Annotated in this window: 31 protein-coding genes; 4 read left to right on the top strand and 27 right to left on the bottom strand. The window is 29.0% G+C overall.

The window, feature by feature from the left end; all coding sequences use genetic code 4:
* Positions 1–11: 11 nt before the first annotated feature.
* From secY to MPUT_RS00665, 25 genes are all read right to left on the bottom strand, one after another.
* Complete coding sequence (secY, locus tag MPUT_RS00785) at positions 12–1,466, bottom strand: preprotein translocase subunit SecY (RefSeq protein ID WP_014034912.1); 1,455 nt, start codon at positions 1,464–1,466, stop codon at positions 12–14.
* Between the two features lie 2 nt (positions 1,467–1,468).
* Positions 1,469–1,906, bottom strand: coding sequence for a 50S ribosomal protein L15 (rplO, locus tag MPUT_RS00780; protein WP_014034911.1), 438 nt, complete (start codon positions 1,904–1,906; stop codon positions 1,469–1,471).
* 20 nt (positions 1,907–1,926) lie between these two features.
* Positions 1,927–2,691 (bottom strand): 30S ribosomal protein S5, encoded by a 765-nt coding sequence (rpsE, locus tag MPUT_RS03940; protein ID WP_014034910.1) that lies wholly within the window; start codon positions 2,689–2,691, stop codon positions 1,927–1,929.
* Between the two features lie 18 nt (positions 2,692–2,709).
* Positions 2,710–3,060, bottom strand: coding sequence for a 50S ribosomal protein L18 (rplR, locus tag MPUT_RS00770; RefSeq protein ID WP_014034909.1), 351 nt, complete (start codon positions 3,058–3,060; stop codon positions 2,710–2,712).
* A 23-nt stretch (positions 3,061–3,083) separates the two neighbouring features.
* On the bottom strand, positions 3,084–3,626 hold the full coding sequence (gene rplF / locus MPUT_RS00765) for a 50S ribosomal protein L6 (RefSeq protein WP_014034908.1): 543 nt from the start codon (positions 3,624–3,626) through the stop codon (positions 3,084–3,086).
* Between the two features lie 16 nt (positions 3,627–3,642).
* Positions 3,643–4,032 (bottom strand): 30S ribosomal protein S8, encoded by a 390-nt coding sequence (gene rpsH / locus MPUT_RS00760; protein WP_014034907.1) that lies wholly within the window; start codon positions 4,030–4,032, stop codon positions 3,643–3,645.
* 24 nt (positions 4,033–4,056) lie between these two features.
* Entirely contained in the window at positions 4,057–4,242 is a 186-nt protein-coding gene (locus MPUT_RS00755; RefSeq protein WP_014034906.1) for a type Z 30S ribosomal protein S14, read from the bottom strand.
* 21 nt (positions 4,243–4,263) lie between these two features.
* The gene (gene rplE, locus MPUT_RS00750) at positions 4,264–4,806 is read right to left on the bottom strand and encodes a 50S ribosomal protein L5 (RefSeq protein WP_014034905.1); all 543 of its coding nucleotides are present in this window, start codon (positions 4,804–4,806) and stop codon (positions 4,264–4,266) included.
* Positions 4,807–4,829: 23 nt separating this feature from the next.
* Positions 4,830–5,156, bottom strand: a complete 327-nt coding sequence (gene rplX, locus MPUT_RS00745) for a 50S ribosomal protein L24 (RefSeq protein WP_014034904.1) — start codon at positions 5,154–5,156, stop codon at positions 4,830–4,832.
* 13 nt (positions 5,157–5,169) lie between these two features.
* Complete coding sequence (rplN, locus tag MPUT_RS00740) at positions 5,170–5,538, bottom strand: 50S ribosomal protein L14 (RefSeq protein ID WP_014034903.1); 369 nt, start codon at positions 5,536–5,538, stop codon at positions 5,170–5,172.
* Positions 5,539–5,555: 17 nt separating this feature from the next.
* On the bottom strand, positions 5,556–5,813 hold the full coding sequence (gene rpsQ / locus MPUT_RS00735) for a 30S ribosomal protein S17 (RefSeq protein ID WP_014034902.1): 258 nt from the start codon (positions 5,811–5,813) through the stop codon (positions 5,556–5,558).
* Entirely contained in the window at positions 5,800–6,234 is a 435-nt protein-coding gene (gene rpmC / locus MPUT_RS00730; protein ID WP_014034901.1) for a 50S ribosomal protein L29, read from the bottom strand. The genes rpsQ and rpmC overlap by 14 nt, the downstream gene beginning before the upstream one ends.
* The gene (rplP, locus tag MPUT_RS00725; protein ID WP_014034900.1) at positions 6,234–6,647 is read right to left on the bottom strand and encodes a 50S ribosomal protein L16; all 414 of its coding nucleotides are present in this window, start codon (positions 6,645–6,647) and stop codon (positions 6,234–6,236) included. The genes rpmC and rplP overlap by 1 nt, the downstream gene beginning before the upstream one ends.
* 2 nt (positions 6,648–6,649) lie before the next feature.
* Entirely contained in the window at positions 6,650–7,357 is a 708-nt protein-coding gene (gene rpsC, locus MPUT_RS00720; RefSeq protein WP_014034899.1) for a 30S ribosomal protein S3, read from the bottom strand.
* A 16-nt stretch (positions 7,358–7,373) separates the two neighbouring features.
* Complete coding sequence (gene rplV, locus MPUT_RS00715) at positions 7,374–7,709, bottom strand: 50S ribosomal protein L22 (protein ID WP_014034898.1); 336 nt, start codon at positions 7,707–7,709, stop codon at positions 7,374–7,376.
* A gap of 19 nt (positions 7,710–7,728) precedes the next feature.
* Complete coding sequence (rpsS, locus tag MPUT_RS00710; RefSeq protein ID WP_014034897.1) at positions 7,729–8,004, bottom strand: 30S ribosomal protein S19; 276 nt, start codon at positions 8,002–8,004, stop codon at positions 7,729–7,731.
* A gap of 18 nt (positions 8,005–8,022) precedes the next feature.
* The gene (gene rplB, locus MPUT_RS00705; protein WP_014034896.1) at positions 8,023–8,865 is read right to left on the bottom strand and encodes a 50S ribosomal protein L2; all 843 of its coding nucleotides are present in this window, start codon (positions 8,863–8,865) and stop codon (positions 8,023–8,025) included.
* 65 nt (positions 8,866–8,930) lie between these two features.
* Positions 8,931–9,221, bottom strand: coding sequence for a 50S ribosomal protein L23 (gene rplW, locus MPUT_RS00700; RefSeq protein WP_014034895.1), 291 nt, complete (start codon positions 9,219–9,221; stop codon positions 8,931–8,933).
* The gene (rplD, locus tag MPUT_RS00695) at positions 9,221–9,847 is read right to left on the bottom strand and encodes a 50S ribosomal protein L4 (protein ID WP_014034894.1); all 627 of its coding nucleotides are present in this window, start codon (positions 9,845–9,847) and stop codon (positions 9,221–9,223) included. Before rplD ends, rplW begins: the two co-directional genes overlap by 1 nt.
* Before the next feature lie 16 nt (positions 9,848–9,863).
* Positions 9,864–10,547, bottom strand: a complete 684-nt coding sequence (rplC, locus tag MPUT_RS00690) for a 50S ribosomal protein L3 (RefSeq protein ID WP_014034893.1) — start codon at positions 10,545–10,547, stop codon at positions 9,864–9,866.
* An 80-nt stretch (positions 10,548–10,627) separates the two neighbouring features.
* Entirely contained in the window at positions 10,628–10,936 is a 309-nt protein-coding gene (rpsJ, locus tag MPUT_RS00685; RefSeq protein ID WP_014034892.1) for a 30S ribosomal protein S10, read from the bottom strand.
* Positions 10,937–11,126: 190 nt separating this feature from the next.
* Entirely contained in the window at positions 11,127–14,186 is a 3,060-nt protein-coding gene (potCD, locus tag MPUT_RS00680; RefSeq protein ID WP_014034891.1) for a spermidine/putrescine ABC transporter permease/substrate-binding protein, read from the bottom strand.
* On the bottom strand, positions 14,171–15,154 hold the full coding sequence (potB, locus tag MPUT_RS00675) for a spermidine/putrescine ABC transporter permease (RefSeq protein ID WP_187287317.1): 984 nt from the start codon (positions 15,152–15,154) through the stop codon (positions 14,171–14,173). The genes potCD and potB overlap by 16 nt, the downstream gene beginning before the upstream one ends.
* Positions 15,155–16,102: an ABC transporter ATP-binding protein gene (locus MPUT_RS00670; protein WP_238523148.1), complete on the bottom strand. Its 948-nt coding sequence runs from the start codon at positions 16,100–16,102 to the stop codon at positions 15,155–15,157.
* A 425-nt stretch (positions 16,103–16,527) separates the two neighbouring features.
* Entirely contained in the window at positions 16,528–17,394 is an 867-nt protein-coding gene (locus MPUT_RS00665; protein ID WP_014034889.1) for a Cof-type HAD-IIB family hydrolase, read from the bottom strand.
* 209 nt (positions 17,395–17,603) lie between these two features.
* On the opposite strand from MPUT_RS00665, the gene MPUT_RS00660 reads away from it, so the two are divergent.
* The 4 genes from MPUT_RS00660 (at position 17,604) to MPUT_RS00650 (ending at position 19,605) form a co-directional block, all read left to right on the top strand.
* Complete coding sequence (locus MPUT_RS00660) at positions 17,604–18,530, top strand: aminotransferase class I/II-fold pyridoxal phosphate-dependent enzyme (protein WP_231992262.1); 927 nt, start codon at positions 17,604–17,606, stop codon at positions 18,528–18,530.
* Between the two features lie 84 nt (positions 18,531–18,614).
* Entirely contained in the window at positions 18,615–18,824 is a 210-nt protein-coding gene (locus MPUT_RS03770; RefSeq protein WP_231992261.1) for a hypothetical protein, read from the top strand.
* 11 nt (positions 18,825–18,835) lie between these two features.
* Complete coding sequence (locus MPUT_RS00655; protein WP_014034888.1) at positions 18,836–19,234, top strand: RidA family protein; 399 nt, start codon at positions 18,836–18,838, stop codon at positions 19,232–19,234.
* 167 nt (positions 19,235–19,401) lie between these two features.
* Entirely contained in the window at positions 19,402–19,605 is a 204-nt protein-coding gene (locus MPUT_RS00650) for a cold-shock protein (RefSeq protein ID WP_014034887.1), read from the top strand.
* 43 nt (positions 19,606–19,648) lie between these two features.
* Here the strand turns inward: MPUT_RS00650 and trxA are convergent, their stop codons facing one another.
* Positions 19,649–19,957: a thioredoxin gene (trxA, locus tag MPUT_RS00645; protein ID WP_014034886.1), complete on the bottom strand. Its 309-nt coding sequence runs from the start codon at positions 19,955–19,957 to the stop codon at positions 19,649–19,651.
* Positions 19,958–19,972: 15 nt separating this feature from the next.
* The gene (locus tag MPUT_RS00640) at positions 19,973–20,812 is read right to left on the bottom strand and encodes an HAD family hydrolase (RefSeq protein ID WP_014034885.1); all 840 of its coding nucleotides are present in this window, start codon (positions 20,810–20,812) and stop codon (positions 19,973–19,975) included.
* Positions 20,813–20,823 lie beyond the last annotated feature (11 nt).

Genomic DNA, 20,823 nt, shown 5'->3' with positions numbered 1-20,823 from the left:
CCTGATGCCTTTTATCAAATATGTGATGTTTGAGTATTTTTTGACTCTTCAGTAAATTTTTCTTTTTTCTTTTCAATAAAGCTTTGTTGAATCAGTCTTCCTTTTAATTGTTGGGTTGTTTGAATTGAAACTGAAATACAAATAATTAAACCAGTTCCACCAATAGCTAAATTAGAAGGTAGACTTGTTAATTTAGAAATAATGTAAGGTAAAACCGAAATAGCAGCCAAGAAAAATGAACCAACAAATGACAGTCTATTAATTGTCGATGCTAAATATTTTGATGTATCTTGTCCAGGTTTAATTCCAGGAATAAAGGTTCCAGATTTTTGGAAGTTTTCAGCAATTTTTTCAGGATTAATTTGCACTTGAGAGTATAAAAAGGTAAACAAAATAATTAAAATTCCAAAAATCGTAATTCCATATCAACTATCAAATGAAAGATAATCATTTGTAAATATCACAAATCCGTTGGCTGGATCAAATGAACCAATAATTTGTGAAATAGTTACTGGTGTTGAAATAATTGCTGAAGCAAAAATTACTGGAATAACTCCGGCATTATTTAATTTTAAAGGTAAATAAGGAGTGTGTTCTTGTGAATCAGTTAATCCTGAACCAGTTTGCTGAATTGGGATTTTTCTTTCTGCTTCATTCATTAAAACAACAGCAAAAATAACTAAGAAAAAAACTCCAATATAAATCATAAAGTTTAATAATCCTGAAAAGAAAATGTTTGCTTCTTCACCAGAATTAGATATTCAGAAATTATAAGTTGCAATTAAATTAGATGGCATTGAAACAATAATACCTAAAAAAATCACTATTGAAATTCCGTTTCCAATTCCTTTAATTGTGATTTGATCAGCAATTCATAACATTAGATATGAACCCGCTAACATAATTAAAGGAACCAAAATGTAGTAAAAGGCAGGGCCTGCCAAAGAATTCGCATCATCTCAACCCGGTGTGATTAACCCTTGACTTGATAGGGTAAAAATTGTTGCTTCTGCTTGCATAATTGCAAAAGGAATCATAATAATTTTTGTTAATCGATCAAGTTTTTTTCTTCCTCTTTCTCCTGATTTATTTCATCTAGTTAAAACTGGAATAACATCAGTTGAAAGCAATTGCACAATAATTGATGCAGTAATATAAGGTGAAACTCCCAGAGCAAGAATAGAAAATCTTCCAACACTTCCCCCACCTAGAGTAGAAAGCAATTGAAAAAATTGAATTCTTGAAGTTTCAGCAGCAAATTTAGGATCTAATCTAACTCCAGGAACTGTAATATAAACACCAATTCTAATAATAACAAGTGCTAATAAAGTAAAAGCGATTCTATAAACCAAATCCTTATTTTTAATAAAGAAATTTGTCTTTACAAAATCGTTTTTTTTATTAAGTGATTTTAAAGCAAATTTTCTGTTTTGATTTTTTTTATCTTCAACAGTTGATTTTGCCATTATTAGATCACCTCTACTTTTCCTCCAAGTTTTTCAATTTCAGTTTGTGCTGATTTTGAAATCTTGTTGACTTTAACATCAATTTTTTTTGTTAATGTACCATTTGCTAGAATTTTTATTAAAATTTTGTCATTCTTAATTATTTTAGCATTAATTAAAGTCTCATGATTAATTGAATTTAGATTTAACTTTTCTAAATCGCTTAAATTTAAAATAAAATATTTTTTTTGATTTAAAGAAGTAAATCCAATTTTAGGTAGTCTTCTAAATAAAGGAGTTTGTCCTCCTTCAAACCCAGGACGTACTCCACCACCTGAACGTGAATTTTGTCCTTTGTGACCTCTAGTTGCAGTTTTTCCTTTTCCAGAAGCCATTCCTCTACCAACTCTAGTAGCTTTTTTCTTGCTGCCTGGAGTGTATTTTAATTCATTTAGTTTCATTTTTTATGGCTCTCTTTCTATTATTCTGCAACAGGTTCAATTTTTTTAGTAGTAGTTTTTTTAGCTGGCTTTTCAGGTTGTTTTTCAGCTAACTTTTCAACTGGTTTTTCAGGTTGTTTTGACTGTATTTCCACAGTTTTTTCAGCTAGCTTTTCAGGTTGTTTTGCAACAACTTTAACTTCTTTAGCAATTGTTTTTAGATATCTTAGTTCATTAACTCTTTTTAAGGTTTGCATTGATTGTAAACCTTTCATAGTTGCTCTAATCATGTTAATTGGATTATTACTTCCTAAAGATTTAGCATAAACATCTGAAATACCTGCTAGTTCAATCACAGCACGAGCTGGTCCACCAGCAATTACTCCAGTACCAGCTTTAGCTGGTTTAATTAAAATCTTACCAGCTCCAAAAGTTCCGATAATCTCATGTGGAACTGTTGCGTCTCGCAATGGAACAACAACTAAGTTTTTCTTAGCTTCTTTAATAGCTTTTTTAATAGCTTCAGGAACTTCGTTAGCTTTTCCAGTTCCCATACCAACTAGACCTTTTTTATTACCTACCACAACAACTGCTGCAAATCTAAAGTGACGTCCACCCTTAGTAACTTTAGTAACACGTCTAATTGCTACAACTTTTTCTTCAAAATCATCTTTTTGAATTTTTGCTGATCTTGTATTTGATTTACTTTTTCTATCAAATTTTTTATTTTCTGGTTTTTGAGTAGAAGTTTTTTCAACATTAACATTAGTTTGTTTTGTTTCTACTGAGTTTAATTCTGCTGTCATTTTTTCTTCCACCCTTTCTTAAAAGTTTAATCCTGCTTGTCTTGCTGCTTCAGCAAAAGCTTTTACTTTACCATGATATAAATATCCAGAACGATCAAATACTACAGTATTAATGTTTGCAGCTAAAGCTTTTTTAGCAATTTCTTCACCAACTTTAGCAGCTGCGTCTTTATTAGATTTGTTTTTTAAATCCATTTTTAAAGTTGAAGCTGACACTAAAGTAACTCCTTTAGTATCATCAATAATTTGAGCATAGAAATTTGTGTTTGACTTAAATACATTTAATCTTGGTTTTGCAGCTGTTCCGCTAACTTTTTGTCTTACTCTAAAATGTCTGCGTTTTCTTGCTTGTGCTTTAGTAACTTTCATTTTTTATAACCTTAGCTCTGGTTTTACTTACCAGCTGCTTTCCCTTCTTTTCTAATAATAATTTCATCTTTGTATTTAATTCCTTTAGCCTTATATGGCTCAGGTTTTCTATATGCTCTAATGTTTGCTGCAACTTCTCCAACAAGTTGTTTATCAATTCCAGTAATAATTAATTCAGTTACTTTTGGTGCTTGAATGTTAACTCCATCTGGAATGATATATTCAATTGGGTGTGAATAACCTAAGTTTAAGTTAAGTTTTTGACCATTAACTGCTGCTTTATATCCAACCCCAGTAATTGTTAATTCCTTTTTAAATCCTTCACTTACTCCAATAATCATCGCTTGAAGTAATGAGTTTGTAGTTCCATGTAATTGTTTTGTATGTTTTTGTTCATTTACTCTTTTTGTTAATACTGTATTATCAGCAACCTGAATTTTGATTAGTGGTGAAAATTGTTTTGATAATGTTCCTTCTGTTCCTTTGACTGTAACTGTATTATCTGCTGTGATCATAACTTCAACACCATTAGGGATATTTAATATTCTGTTTCCTATACGTGACATATCATCTATCTCCTTATTATCAAATGAATGCTAATACTTCTCCACCAGCATTTGCTAGTCGAGCTTTTTTACCAGTCATAATTCCTTGTGATGTTGAAACAATTGAGATACCTAGTCCATTTAATACTTGTGGGATTTCGCTTGCTTGTGCATAAACTCTTAAACCTGGTTTTGAAATTTTCTTTAGCCCTTGAATTACTCTAGTTTTTCCTTGGTATTTTAGCTCGATAGTAATGGTTTTTTTAACTTCACCTTCAACAGTAAAGTTTGAAATGAATCCTTCTTCTTTTAAAATTTTTGCTATTTCTAGTTTTACTTTGCTTGATGGAACACTTACAGTTTTTAAGTATCTTTGATTAGCATTTCTAATTCTAGTTAGCATATCTGCAATAACATCAGTTGTCATATTGTGTGATTCCTTTCTTAGTTTCTATCATGAAGCTTTTTTGATACCAGGAATTTGTCCTTCGTAAGCAAATTTTCTAAAACAAATACGGCAAATTCCAAATTTTCTTAGCACAGCGTGTGGTCTTCCACAATTATTACAGCGTGTGTAATTTCTAACACCAAATTTTTGGTGCTTTTGTTGTTTTACTTTTAATGATTTTTTAGCCATTTTACACTATCTCCCTTTGTATTATTTTTCAAATGGCATTCCCATTTTTTGTAATAATGCCAATGCTTCTTTGTTAGTTTTAGCAGAAGTTACAATTGTAATATCCATACCACGTAATCTTTGAACTTTATCATAATCAATTTCTGGGAAAATGATTTGTTCTTTTATACCTGTTGTATAATTTCCAAATCCATCAAATGAGTTTTTTGAAACACCTCTAAAGTCACGAACACGTGGTAAAGCAACATTGATTAATTTATCTAAAAAATCATACATTTTTTTACCTCTTAAAGTAACTTTAGTCCCAATTGGCATTCCTTCTCTTAATTTAAATACTGCTAAAGATTTTTTAGCCTTGGTAACTTGTGGTTTTTGACCACTTAATTTTTCTAATTCAGATACAGCTGCATCTAATTTTTTAGGATCAGTTGTAGCGTCTCCAACACCCATGTTTATCACGATTTTTTCAATTTTTGGTACTTGCATTACTGATTTATAATTTAATTCTTTAAATAATTCAGGAACAATTTGTTCTTTGTATTTAATTTCTAATCTTGATTTCATAATACTTAACAATTTCCTTTCAATTATCTAGCACTTTTAATTTGTGATTTTGATTTTTTAGCAATACGAATTTTTTTACCATCAGTAATTTCAAAACCAACTCTTGTAGTAGCATTTTTGTTTTTTGGATCTTGTAATGCTACGTTTGAAACATGGATTTTAGCTGGAACTTCTTTAATTCCGCCTTCAGTATCTTGATTTGAAGGTTTAACGTGTTTTTTAACGTTAACTCCTTGAACTGATACTCATTGTTTGTCTTTTGATAAGGCAATAATTGGTCCTAATTCACCTTTGTGTGAACCAGCAATAATTTTAACCACATCACCTTTTAAGATTTTTGATTTAGCCATGGCTGGTTCCTTTCTATAATACTTCTGGAGCTAGAGATGCGATTTTCGCAAATCCAGCTTCTTTAATTTCACGTGCGATCGGACCAAAAATACGAGTTCCACGTGGTGATTTATCATCTTTTACTAATACTGCTGCGTTTTCAGAAAATTTGATGTAAGTTCCATCACTTCTTCTTAACTCGCGAGTAGTTCTAACAATTACAGCTTTAACAACTTGACCTTTTTTAATAACTGCACCTGGAGTTGCAGAAATTACTGAACAAACAATAATATCTCCAATACCTGAAAATTTTCTCACTGAACCACCTAAATTACGAATTACACGAACTTCTTTAGCACCTGAGTTATCTGCTACTTTTAATTTAGATAATGTTTGAATCATTTGAAATTATCTCCTTATTATAAAGTTGCTTTTTCAATAACTTTAACTAGTCTAAAGTTTTTTGTTCTAGATAAAGGACGTGTTTCTATGATTTCAACTTTATCACCGATTTTGGCAATTTGTTGTTCATCATGTGCTTTATATTTTTTAGAATATTTAACACGCTTTTTGTAAATTGGGTGGTTTTTATAAGTTTCAACTAATACAGTAATAGTTTTGTCCATTTTATCAGAAACAACTTTACCGATTAATGATCTTCTACTATTTCTTTGCATCATTTTCAGTCTCCTTTGATACTTGTTCAGGTTGAGATTCTTGACTTGTAGTCATTGCTTGTTCTATAGCCGAGATTTCTTGATCAGCTTCTAAGCCAAATTGTTGTTGGTATTGTTCTTCAATCATTTTTCTTTGTTTTGCTCTAACTGCTTTTCCAGCTTTTTCAGCTTCAGCTACTGCAGCATTGTAATCAGCTTTAATAACTTTGTTAGTGTTTTCTCCACTTAAACGTCTTTCAGTTAAAGTTAATTCAATTCTTGCAATTTCTCTTTTAATTTCTTTAATTCGATGAGTTTGTTCTAAGCTTCCAACTGCTGCTTGAAACTTTAAGGCAAATAATTCAGCTCTTTTAGATTCACCAGTTTTAATTAATTCATCAACTGATAAGTTTCTAATATCTTTAATTTTTGATTTAGCCATTAATTGTCACCTCTTTTAACAAATTTGCAACGAATTGGAAGTTTGTGAGCTGCTAATCTTAAGGCTTCTCTTGCAACTTCTTCATTTACTTGAGCAATTTCGAACATAATTGTTCCTTTTTTAACAACAGCTACTCATTTTTCAGGATTTCCTTTTCCTGATCCCATACGTACTTCAGCTGGTTTTTTAGACATTGACATGTGTGGATATATTCTCATTCAAATTTTTCCATCACGTCTCATATAACGAGTCATCGCGATACGCGCAGCTTCAATTTGGTGATTATCAATTCAAGCACCATCTAAAGCCATTAAGCCAAATTCACCAAAATTAATTTCTTTAGCTCCTTTAGCTTTTCCTTGATAACTAACTCTGTGAGGTTTTCGATACTTAGTTCTTTTAGGCATTAACATAATTATCTTTTGCCTCCTTTATTAGTTTTAGAGTTTTGCATAACTGCTGATGAATCTCTATAAGTTTTTTTAGCATCTAAAACTTCACCGTGGTTGATTCATACTTTTACTCCAATTTGACCATATGTTGTTGGAGCTTCATACAAAGCATAATCAATATTAGCTCTTAGAGTTGATAAAGGAACTGAACCTTCTAAATAACCTTCAGTACGAGCCATTTCAACTCCACCTAAACGTCCACTTACAGCAGTTTTAATTCCCTTAACTCCTGATTTTAATGCTTTTCTAATAGCTAGTTTTTGCACTGTTCTAAATGAAGCACGGTTTGAAATTTGTTCTCCAATTCATCTTGCAACTAGAGTTGCATCAGCATCTGGGTTTGAAATTTCAACAACTTTAACATTAACTTTTAGATTTTTATTTTTAGCTGTTTTTTTGACAACTAAAACAATGTTTTGGATGTTTTTACCTTCTTGACCTAAAACGATAGCTGGACGAGCAGTTTTGATAATTAATGTTAAATCTTTAGTTGTTCTTTCGATATCAATTTTAGATACAGCAGCATCTTTTAATAATGCAAACACAGCTTTACGAATTTTAATATCTTGATCTAATCATTTAACATATTGAGCTTTTTCAGCATATCATCTGCTTTCTCAATCTCTTACAATTCCTAAACGTAACACGTTTGGTGATACTTTTTGTCCCATTTTCTACTGCTCCTTTCTATCTTTCGTCACTAACTACAATCACAATGTGACTAGTTCTTTTAAAAATTTCATATGCTCTTCCGTGAGCTCTTGGTCTAAAACGTTTCAATGTTGGTCCTTCATTGACAAAAATTGTTTTAACAAATAACTTATCAGCATCCATACCATTATTATTAACAGCATTAGCAACTGCTGAGTTTAGTAATTTTAATACAGGCTCAACTGCATCTTTATTAGTATTTTGCAAAATTGCAATTGCATTTGCTACAGATTTGTTTCTGATTGTATCTGCTACTAATCTAACTTTTCTAGGTGAGATACGAATCATAGATAATTTTGCTTTTGCTTCCATTGTTAATTCCTATCTCTTCCTATTTTTTCTTTTTATTATTTTTCTTATCATCACCATGTCCACCAAATTTACGAGTTGGAGCAAATTCACCTAACTTATTTCCAACCATATCTTCAGTAATATAAACTGGGATAAATTCTTTTCCATTGTAAACACCGAATGTTTTACCGATGAATTCAGGGAAAATAGTTGATCTACGTGATCAAGTTTTAATTACTTCTCCATCTTTAGCTGATTGAACTTTTTTAAATAAACTTTCATCAACAAATGGTCCTTTTTTTAATGATCTTGTCATAATAGTTATTTTCCCTTTCTATTTTTTATTACGCTTTCTTACAATTAGTTTTTCTGAAGCTTTTTTAGTATTTCTTGTTTTAACACCTAAAGCTGGTTTACCTCATGGAGTAACTGGAGATTTACGACCAATTGGAGTACGTCCTTCTCCTCCTCCATGTGGGTGATCGTTAGGGTTCATTACTGAACCTCTAACTGTGGGACGAATTCCTCTTCAACGATTACGTCCCGCTTTTCCTCAGTTAACTAAATTGTATTCTTCGTTTCCTACTTCACCGATAGTAGCATAACATTCAGCTAAAACTTTTCTAACTTCACCTGATGATAAACGTAAAGTTACATATTTTCCATCTTCATCTTTTCCTAGAATTTGAACTGATGAACCAGCACTTCTTGCAATTTGTCCACCTTTTCCAGGTTTTAATTCAACATTATGAACTAAAGTACCTTCAGGAATATTTTTTAGTGGAGCAGCATTTCCAATTTTAATATCAGCAGTTTCTGAAGCAATAATCTTCATTCCTACTTCCATTCCTTTAGCAAATAACACATAACGTTTTTCTCCATCAAGATAATTTACTAAACAAATGAAGGCATTTCTATTTGGATCATATTCAATTGATGCTATTTTTCCAACAACATCTCTTTTATTTCTTTTAAAGTCAATAACACGGTATTTTTGTTTATGTCCTCCACCTTTATGGCGAGTTGTAATTAATCCACGGTTATTTCTTCCGGCTTTAGAATTTTTAGAAACAACTAATGATTTTTCTGGTTCAGTTTTAGTAAGAATTTTTGAATAATCAATAGTAGTCATATTTCTACGACCATTAGTTGTTGGTTTATATTTCTTAATTGCCATGTTTTTCCCTTTCTATTATTACGCGCTTATAATAGTTTATCCGGGTAGATTTATCTATAAGTCGCTTATTGTGCTAAGTCATTTAAGACTTCTAATTTTTCACCAGCTTTTAAAGTGATGATTGCTTTTTTAAATGAATTTGTTTTTCCAACAAATCTTCCTACTCTTTTATCTTTTCCGTCATAGTTCATAGTTCTAACTGATGCTACTTTAACTTCAAAGATTTCTTCAAAAGTTTTTTTGATTTGCACTTTATTAGCTTTTTTATCAACTAAGAAAGTATACACACCATTTTCATGACCTAGAAATGACTTTTCTGTTAGAACAGGTTTTTTAATAACTTCTGTTAAGTGCATTATGCGTATACCTCCTCAACTGCTAGGGCAGCTTCTTCTGTAATTAACAACTTAGTTGCGTTTAATAAGTCATAAACATTTAATTGGTTAGCAGCTAATGTTTTAACTTTACTAATGTTGTTTGCTGATTTAATTACTAATTGTTCTTTGTCTTTAGTAACAATTAATACTTTTTGATCATCAATTTTTAAATCTTTGATTACCATCACCATTTCTTTAGTTGATGGTTTAGAAAATTCAAATTTGTCAACAATTACAAGATTATTTTCTTTAGCTTTTAATGATAGTGCTGATCTAAAAGCTAATGCTCTAACTTTTTTATTAACACTTTTTGTGTAGTTGATATTTGGAGTTGGACCAAACACAACTCCTCCTCCTCTTCATTGTGGAGCTCTGATAGATCCTTGACGAGCACGTCCTGTACCTTTTTGTTTTCAAGGTTTACGTCCTCCACCAGAAACTTCAGCACGAGTTTTAACTTTTTTAGTTCCTTGTCTTAAAGCAGCTTGTTGAGCAACAACAGTATCATAAATAGCTTGTTGGTGAGGTTCGATTCCTCATACATTATCATTTAAAGTAATTTCTTTAACTTGATTACCTTTAATATTTAAAACTTGTATTTTCATCTTTTTCCTCTCTTAACTAAGCTTGTGGTTCTGCTTCAACTTTTTTATTTCTATTTAATAGCTCAACTGCTTTTTTATTTTCTAATCCTTTAATGTTTTGTTTGATTTGTATAAATCCTTTTTTCGGTCCTGGAATTGATCCTTTAATTAACATTAAGTTATTATCTGCATCAATTGCAATAATTTCTAAGTTTTGGATAGTTCTTTTAGCATGCCCCATATGACCTGGCATTTTTTTAGATTTAAAGATGCGGTTAATGATTGCTCCCATTGATCCAATTCCACGGTGATATCCTGAACCATGCGCCATTGGCCCACGTGAGTAATTATGTCTTTTAATTCCTCCAGCAAATCCTTTACCTTTAGTAATTCCTGTAACATCAACGTATTCGCCAGAAACAAATATATCACTAGCAGTAATAACTTGACCTAGTTCATATCCAGTCATGTTTCTGATTTCTTTTACGAAGCGCTTAGGAGCTGAGTTAGATTTTTTAAAGTGACCTAATTCAGGTTTATTTACTAAGTTAACTCTTTTATCAACAATTCCTAATTGAACAGCTGTATATCCATCAGTTTCTTGTGTTTTAACTTGTAAAACTGTATTTGGTAGAACCTCAACTACTGTAACTGGTACTAATTTACCTGATTCAGTAAAAACTTGAGTCATTTCTACTTTACGTCCTAAGATTCCTTTCATTTTTTCCTCCTAAATTGATAACCATGTATATTCTGGCAAGATCTATATTTTGTATTTTCTAATAATTTTTAAGAAGATTATTATAATTTGATTTCGATGTCTACACCACTTGGTAGTTGAACTCTTTTTAAAACATCCATTGTAGCTGGTGTTGGGTTTAAGATTTCTAATAATCTTTTGTGGGTTCTCATTTCAAATTGTTCTCTTGAGTATTTGTAAATGTGAACAGATCTTAAAATAGTAATAATTTGTTTTTCTGTTGGTAATGGAATTGGTCCACGAACTTTAGCACCAGTACCTTCAGCAGCTTGAATTATTTTTGCAATGCTTTGATCAACAATAGCGTGATCATAACCTTTTAATTTAATTCTCATTTTTTGTTCTGCCATGCTAACCTCCTATTTTTCTTATTTTCTTCAACAACACCTACCGGTGTGTTGTACTAGAGCACACAAAATATACATGCAATATTTATTCTACACATTATTTAGAAAAATGCTATAGACAAAATCAAATATTTTTAAGATTAACAATAAAGATAATTGCTAGTAAATTACAAAACAAAAAATAGTCTTGTGACTATCTCTTTCCGGCAACTATTTTTGTGTATAAATTAACTAAATGTTCATCAATTTTACCATTGTAAGTAAACGCTAATCTTTCATTATTATTTGTTTTAAATTCTTTATTTTTACCAGTATCATTTTTTTCTTGAGCTGTTATTGGTAGGTACAGCTTTTTAAAGTCTGCATATTCTCCTTCATCTTTTTTTGTCATTTTTTCATCAGTTTCAACAGAAGGTGAAGCTTGACCAACATAACTAGTAATATCAGCTGAATTTTCATATAAAAAATTAATAAATTCATAAGCTAAATCAAGATTTTTTGCAGTTTTAGAAATCACGATACTATCAGAATAAATATTGGTTGTTTGATATCTTTTTCCATTATTATTAGTATTAACTTCTTTATTAGGTCTTCCAAAAATGAATTTAACTTGCTCATCTTCATGTTCATTATTTCAATCTTTATTAGCAGTTGCTGCGTCACCATTATACATAACAGCAAAATCAAAATGACGGTTAGTTGCTTTACTAATTAAATCATCACCATTTAGTGAAACATTAGAGTTTTGAATCAGACCTCTAATACGATCAGCTACTTTATTTACTTCTCTTTCAGATTCTAAGTTAGGTTTTTGATAAACTATTTGAGCTCCAATTTGAAAGACATTTTTTGGATCATTGTTTAAAACAACTTTTTTATTTGCGTTAGCTGCTGTTTCTAGAATTTCTCATGATAATGTACTATTTTCAATCTCTCCAGTTGAATCATCAAATTTGACATCTTGTTGTTTCAAGAAATTCTTATTTTCTTCTGTTGGATTAACAATAATTGATAGATCTCCTCATAAATAAGGAACAGCAAAATCAACAATAGAATTGGTGTTTAAAATTCCTGAATGATTTTTTGATTGTTCCTCTTCGTTTGGATCTTCAGGAGGTTTAACTTCAGATTTAGCCATAACTGATAATAATGATGAGTGAATTTGTTGTTTACCACTCTTATTATTTTCATTAATTTTTACTTTTGAACCTTTTGCACTATCAAATTCTGCTCATACATTCAATCTAGAATAATCTATTTTTTGAAGTTTACCATCGTTAACTAATCTTTGAATCATATAGTCACTTGGAACCATAAGATCGTATTCAACAGTTTGAATTTTGTTGTATAAATTTTCATTAGAATCATAAGTTTGATAACTGATTCTTTTTTTAGTTTGTTGTTGGAAATTTCGGATAATATCAGTGTCAATATATTCTCCTCAGTTAGCAACAATCAAATCATAAGTATTATTTAAAATATAAGCAGTAGTTAAACCACAAAATGCTCCAATTCCAACAAGTGAAACTAAAAGAGTTTTTCATGACTTAGCTAGAAATGATTTTGAGTGAGTTTTTGCTTCAGCTTGGATAAACAACTTGTTTTTTAATTTCAAAATATGATTATTTATTTTTTCAATTTGTTGTTGTTTTTTATTAATTTTATCTGCATATATCAAATTAAATTTGTTTAATTTTTGGGCTTTTAAATCTTCTAGTTTGATTTTAGTTTCTAAATCACTGGCTTGATCAATTTGAGCATCAAGTTGTTTAGTAATTGAAACTGTAAGATAAATTTCAGATAAAACAGCATTAATTTTGTCATTTAATTCAACAATTTTATTTTTTCTAACATCTTGTAGTTCGTGTAGTTTTTCAACTACTATTCTTAGATTGTAATGATCTTTTCCTTCTTCAAGTTCAATGATTCATTCATTAAAATAATTAATTTTATTTTGATATCATTCTACAAGTTTTTTAGATGGGTCTTTTTCATTTTTTAAATCATTTTTTAAAGCTTTAACTTTTTGTTTAAGTTTTTTAATTTTTAAAGCAGTAGCTTCTTGACGCTCTTCAACAACTTGTACTTGATCTTCTAAAAACTCAATTTTTTCAGTTAGATTTTCAATTTGTAAAGTTAGTTTAGCTGCCTTTTTAATATCAGTAGTTTTTGCTAATTGTTTGTTTAGTTGGGTTAGTTTTTTATTTGCTTTTTTTAGTCTAGTTTGATATCTTTTTTCTTTACCTATTTTAGATTTTAATTTATATTGTTTTCATTGTAATTTAGAAATCTTTTTATCATAATTATTAATTTTAAAAATAAATAATTTAAATTTTAAAACAAAGTATTTTAATCATAAATTAATTTTTAAACGTTTCTTAACAATTGTTTTAGATTGTAAAGTTTTGGTTAAATCTTCTAGTTCTTGATTTAAATTAGTTAATTGTTTTGCTTTGTAAAGATCATTTTGTAATTTTTGGCGGGTTTCAGCTTTATTTTGTTTGTAAATAACAACAGCATTTCAGATAATCACTGAAAAAGCAATCACGCCAACTAAAATAGTTCCAAAAGCAAAGATAAACGGTCTAACTTTTTTAGCTGAATAAATAAAAGTTGAGATATTGGTTTGATCTCCACCTGTAAAATAAGAAATGATAAAATCATCAAAACTCATCGCAAAAGCAATTGCACTAGCAGTAATAATCGCTGGTTTTAAAATTGGAATCATCACTTTAAACATTACTTGACGATTCTTTGCTCCCAAATCATAACTAGCTTCAATTAAACTAGGATCAATTTTTCTTAATCTAGGCATCACTGTCACTAGTACATATGGTACGTTAAATGAAATATGAGCCATAATTAAAGTAATAACTCCAAATTTTAAGCCACTTAATAAAAAGACAATCATTAATGAAACTGCAGTTACTACATCAGCATTAACCAAAGGAATGTTTGCAATTGAGTATCACTTATTTCTGGTAACTTTTTTAGTCTTACTTAACCCAATTGCAGCTAAAGTTCCAATAATAACTGAAACAACTGTGGAAATAATTGCTACAAATAAAGTAGTAATAATCGAATTTAAAAATGGTGAATTTGAAAGCAATAATGTGTAGTTTTTCAATGAAAATTCTGATCAAGAATCAGTAGTTTCTCCGTTATTAAATGAAAAAATAATCATTGTAATGATAGGGGCATAAATAAATAAAATAATGATTGCAAAATAAGTATTTTTTAAGAATTTTTTCACTTCTTTTTACCCTCCTTAGATTCAAATTTATTGCTTAATAATTTCATAACTAACATCACAATAAAGACAATGATTGCTAAAACTACTGAAATTGCTGCACCAAATCCAAAGTCACTTCCTTGAAAGAAATATGATTCAATTGCTGCAGTAATTAAATTAATTTTTCCATCACCCATATAATGAACTACGATCAAACTTGTTGCTGCTTGAACTAACACTAGACTAAAAGCAGTTAAAACTCCAGGCATTGATGAACGCAATGTTACTGTTCAAAAAGTTTTAAAATTTGAACAACCTAAATCTTGAGCTGCTTCTTCTAAATCAATTCTTCGAGATTCTAGTGAATCATAAATTGGAGCGATTGCAAAAGGTATAAACATATAAGTCATACCAATAATCATAGCAATTGGTGTTCCAATAGCCGAACTTGCTAGTAAGTAAAATAAAGATCTAAGTCCTAAGACTTTTAATAACATTGAAATTCACATCGGTAATGTCACAATTACTCACATGTTTCTTGCTAAAATTTTAGATCTCATTTTAGCCATAATTAGTGCAATCGGATAACCTAAAACAACACATAACATTCCAGCAACAATAGCATATCCAATTGAAAGTAACAATGAAATCATCAAATCATTATCAGTAAATAACCTAATAAACTTATTAATTGAGATTTCAAACATTTTAATGCCATCTGAAGGTTGAACAAAAGCATAAACCACAATCAAAATTAAGGGAAGTATTACTAAAAATGACATTACTATAAAAAATGGTAGCAATATCGGTCAAACTGTTGATTTTGTAAAATTAAATACCTTTGTTTTTGCAAAGTAATTATTAACTTCTTTAATTTTTAATCTAAAATTTTCACGTTTAATTTGTACTTTTTGTTCATCGATAGCTTCTGCTAATTCTTCTTGATTAAAACCTTTAGTTTCAAGATCTTTTTTGTTTTTAGTCATCAGCTATTCAACCTCTTTTCACATTACGTGAATGCTTTCATATTTTCATTTAATTGAAACTTCTTGACCAGGATGACATTCATCAATTGTTTGAATAATTCATTCTCTATTTTTATTAGTTTTAACAATAACTTCTCACAACATTCCTTTAAATGTCGTACCAATAACTTTTGCATTAAAAAAACCTTGATCAACCTTATCGATAAAAATATCTTCAGGACGAATCACAATATCAATATTTTGTTCTTTTTCACCAAAGTTAGTATCCATACATTTAAATTCTTTACCATCGAATTTAACAACGTGATCTTTTATAAAAATCCCATCAGAAATGATATTTGAAATACCAATAAAATTAGCTACTCACGCATTTTCTGGTTCATTATAAATTTCTTCTGGTGTTCCAATTTGTTGAATATTTCCATCATTCATCACAACAACACGATCACTCATACTTAGTGCTTCTTCTTGATCGTGACTTACCATAATAAAAGTGATTCCAATTTCTCTTTGTAAGCGCTTTAATTCAGTTTGCATAGTTTTTCTTAATTTAACGTCTAATGCTGCCATTGGTTCATCTAATAAAAGAACTTTAGGTTTCATAACAAGTGCTCTAGCTATTGCTACACGTTGTTTTTGTCCACCACTTAGCTCACTGATCTTTTTTTCTTCATATCCTTCTAAACCAACTTGACGAATTTGTTTGGCAACTTCACGTTCAATCATATCTTGTTTAGTTTTTTTAACTCTTAATCCAAAAGCAATGTTTTCAAAAACATTTAAATGTGGAAAAAGTGCATATGATTGAAAAATAGTATTAAATTGGCGCTTATTAATTGGGATTGGTAACAAATTTTTATCTTCAAATAAAATTTCACCACTATTTGGCTTTTCAAAACCACCAATAATTCTTAAAGTTGTTGTTTTACCACATCCACTAGGTCCTAGCAAGGTGATAAATTCTCCTTATTTAATATTAAAGCTAATTCCTTTCAAAACAACCTTACCATCAAAATCTTTGGTAACGTTTCTTAACTCTAAAATATTATCTTTCATTCTAATCTCCTTATTTTATTGTATTGAGTTAACGATTAAAAAATACAACAAAAGAAGTCTTAAAAAGACTCCTAATTAAGGGAGAGACTTTCATTTTCTAAAACGATTTCTTTAATTTGAGAATGGGCAATAATAACATCTAATCATTCAAAAATAATATAACTAATAGGGTTTAGGTTTATTCTAGACATTAATAATTACCCCCTTTCTTTTTATAAATAATTTACAGATTTAAAATACAATACTTTTTTAATTTTAAAGAGTTTTTTTAAAAAAACAAATAAAAACCATTATTTTAACTTGACAGATAATGGCTAAAATTATTTACACTTATTTTTAAATTGATCAGGAATAGGTTCTTTTAAAACATGCTTATAAAGATAATCTCCTACCCCTCCATCTGTTGCAACTAATTCAGTGATATCATCAGCAGCTTGTCTAACATTTTCTCGGCCATGATTTTTCATAACAACACCTTTTCCAGCAAATTTTAAAGCCTCAATGTCGTTTTCTCCATCGCCAAAAAAAATAATTTCTTGAGGTTTAATTTGTAATTCTTTAGCAACATATTCTAATCCATAACCTTTATTAACTGATTTAGGATTAATTTCAACGTTTTCTTTTGAATTAGTAAAATAACTAAATGAATAAATACTATAACCTCTTTTTTCAATTTCTTGACGTAGTTTTTTCATATCTTTACGATTACCAAAACAAATGTATTTAGCCATAACAACATCAAGTTCTTTTTTTGGATCATAAACTTTAACAACTCTTTTGACGCGTTTTTTCATTCAAAGTGCAAAAAACGAAAACCCTTTACTTTTATAAGCAACATTTTCATCAACACTATAAGCAAAAACTTGTGCTTTATGTTGCATTGCTAAATTAAAAATTTCTTCACTTTCTTTTTTAGTAAAATGTTTGGTATATCTAATATTAACAGTTCCATCATGTTCATAACTAAAAACTTGTCCACCATTTAAGCCCACAAAAGGAATACCTGAATTTAATAAGCCCAATTTTTCAGCAACCGGTTTTGTAGTTTTTGAATTTCTTCCTGTTGCAATTACAATCACCATACCTTTTTCTTGTGCTCTTTTTAGTGCTTGTAAAGTTAAAGGATGAACACCATATCCGTGTGAAAAAACTGTACCATCTAAATCAATTGCAATCATTTTATACATCTCAAATTCTCCTTTTTGAAATTATTATAACAAAGTTAAATACTCTAATAGTTTAGAAAATAACTTGCAAATATTAGTATAAATAAATGATTTTTTAGTTAGCAATTTATCAAATAATTAGTTAAAAATTGCTAGATTTATTTTTAAGACTTTTAATTTTATGAGTTTTTTATAGAACTATAATAAAAGTGTAAACGGGAGTTGTTGATATGAAAAACGATTTAAATTCTAATCCAGATTTTAATAATTTTGATACTCTTAAAATTGATCTTAGAAAACAAACTAAAGAACGTAGATGAGATGATACTTTTTTAAGATCAGCCTATAAATTAGATAATTATCATAAAGTATTAAATTGTTCTATTGCTGATACTGATTTTGCAACACCAACATACATTTCAGATGAAATTATTAAAAGAGCTCAAAAAAATAGTTATAGTTACACATTCACATTTGATGAATCAATTGATGCAATTACTAACTGATATCAAAAACTACATAATATTTCATTACAAGCAGAATGAATTAAACTAGGTTTTGGAACAGTTAATGCTATGCATCAGGCTGTTATTGCTATGACTAAACAAAAAGATGCCATTTTACTTCAATCACCACTATATAAACCACTTGAAAAAAGCATTCTAGCAAACAACAGAAAGCTGATTGAAAACAAATTAATTTTTGACAATAAAACTTTTAAAATTGATTTTGATGATTTTGAAAAGCAAATTAAAACACATAACATCAAAATATTTATGCTTTGTAATCCACACAACCCAGGTGGAGTTCAATGATCAGATCAAGAACTTAAAAAAATGATTAAAATTTGTGAAGACAACAACGTCTTTATCTTTGCTGATGAAGTTCACGGAGATTTATTTTTAAAAAATAAACAACACTTATCCCTACTAAGATTTAAGGTTAAAAATGATTTTTACATGGTTGCTTCTTCACCAAATAAATTGTTTAACTTAGCTGGATTGCAAGGTTCATTTGTTATTACTAAAAATAAGCATGTTTATCAAAAATTAGTTGAAGCTTACACTAAAAGTGGTCTAGGTTTACCAAATGTTTTTTCTCAACAAGCTATGATTACAGCTTATACTAAACCTGAAGTTTTTCAATGAGTGCAATAATTTAAAACTTACATACAAAACAATTATCAGTACCTTAAAGAAACTCCTTTAAAAACTAATAAAGATAAACTAAATTATGTTGAAATGACTTCATCATATCTGGTTTGAATAAAGTTTAATAGTATAACTTTAGATCAATTCAAAATAAATTTAAAAAAGCAAAATCTAATAGTAAGTCTAGCTGAAGAATTTTATAATGCTGATCCTAACTGATTTAGAATCAATATTGCATGTCCTAGAAAAGAACTAATTAGTCTAGTTAGCAGATTAAAGAATGCATTAGAATTAAATTAAGGAGGATTGAAATGAAAATAATTCATACTGATAATGCACCTAAAGCAATAGGACCATACTCTCAAGCAATACAAATTTGTAATGGCACATTATACTTATCAGGTCAACTAGGACTAGATGCACAAACGATGCAATTACCAGCAAGTATTGAACAACAAACAAAAAATGCCTTAAAAAATATTGATGCCATTTTAAATCAAGCAGGTTATAGTAAAAATGATGTTGTTAAAACCTTGGTTTTATTAAAAGATATTAATGATTTTACAAAAGTTAATGAAATTTATGCACGATATTTTCAGGATCATAAACCAGCTAGAAGTACTTTTCAAGTTGCAGGTTTGCCAAAAGATGCTAGTATCGAAATTGAAGTTATCGCTTATAAAAAAGAAAGTAATTGTTTATTAAAATAATATAAATATCTTTAAAGCACTATAATTAGAGCAGTTTTTAATATTTCACTTATTCTAAACAAATAATTAGTATATAATAACCTTGTTATCAAATAAAAGATTTATGTTTAATTTTAATTTACTACAATCTTAATTTAATAAACATTTAAAAGATTGGAGGTAAATAAATGAATACAGGCATTGTTAAATGATTTAGTAAAGAAAAAGGTTTTGGATTTATTATTAGTGATTCAGATAAAAGTAATGTTTTTGTACATTATAAAAATATCAACATTAATGATCTAAATTATTTTGATTCAGGAGAAAAAGTTACTTTTGTATTAGCTGAAAACAAAAAAGGTTTTGAAGCTTTAAATGTTTCTATTAAATAGTTCTATTAAACAGACAAAATACCAGTTTTACAAGCTGGTATTTTTATTTTATTAAGTTTTTCAATTGTTCAGGACTTGCAAATCCAACATGTTTATTAATTAATTTACCATTTTCTAAAATTGCTAACATAGGAATTGACATAACTTGATATTCTCTAGCAATCTCTGGATTAATATCAACATCAACATCTAAAAATTTAACATCATTAGTTTTTGAAGCTAAGTCATGAACTAACGGCATCAACATTCTACATGGACCACATCAAGTAGCGTTAAAATCAATTAATACTTTACCTGATTTGATCTCTTCTCTAAATTGTTCTTCGTTAGTGATTTTAATCATTTCTGACATAACAAAACCTTCTTTCTATTGACCAACAATAATTTTATCATAAATATAATTAGCAACACCATCCTGGTCATTGGCAAATTCGCTAACATCATCGGCAATTTCTTTAAGTTCAAGAATAGCATTTTTCATAGCCACACCAGTATCACAGGCTTTTAGTAATGACACATCATTAGGTCCATCACCAAATCCATAAGAGTGTGTTTTGTCATCTAAATTTAAATAATCTTTAACTTTTTTAACAATTGATCCTTTATCAATACCTTTAACAGATATATCAAAAACTCTATTATTACTATAACTATCTACTTTATAATGTTGAGAATATTTATCGATTAAATATTTATATTCATTAAATTTTTCTTCATCAGTTGCTTTATTATTTGTAACAATATATAAATGAGTAATTGGTTCATCAATTTGATCTGCTGAATCAACAACCACATATCTTAATCCCATAGTTTCTGCTCAAAATTTACTGCTTTTTCCCTCGGCAAAAACATATGAAGAATCTGCTGAATAAAAGTTAAGCTTAGCAAAAAACTTGTTATAGTATCTATCAAAAATTTCTTTAATAATTTCAGTTGGTAGGAATTCATTAACAATAAAAGTATTTGTCTTAAAGTCATATATTTGAGCACCATTACTTGCAGCAATGATTCCACCTTTTTTATCAATTCCCAACATACTTGCTTTTTCTTTTAAATCCTTAAAAGTTCTTGCAGTAGCTAAAACAAAATAAATTCCATTATCATATAGATCATTTACAACCTTAATTGTTTTGTCTGAAAACTTATGATCATCATATAATAGTGTTCCGTCTAGATCAGAAAATACTATAAAATTCTTATTTTTCATTTTGCACCACT

The sequence above is a fragment of the Mycoplasma putrefaciens KS1 genome, from assembly GCF_000224105.1.
GTDB lineage: Bacteria > Bacillota_I > Bacilli_A > Mycoplasmatales > Mycoplasmataceae > Mycoplasma > Mycoplasma putrefaciens.
This window is presented reverse-complemented; position numbering and strand designations above follow the sequence as displayed.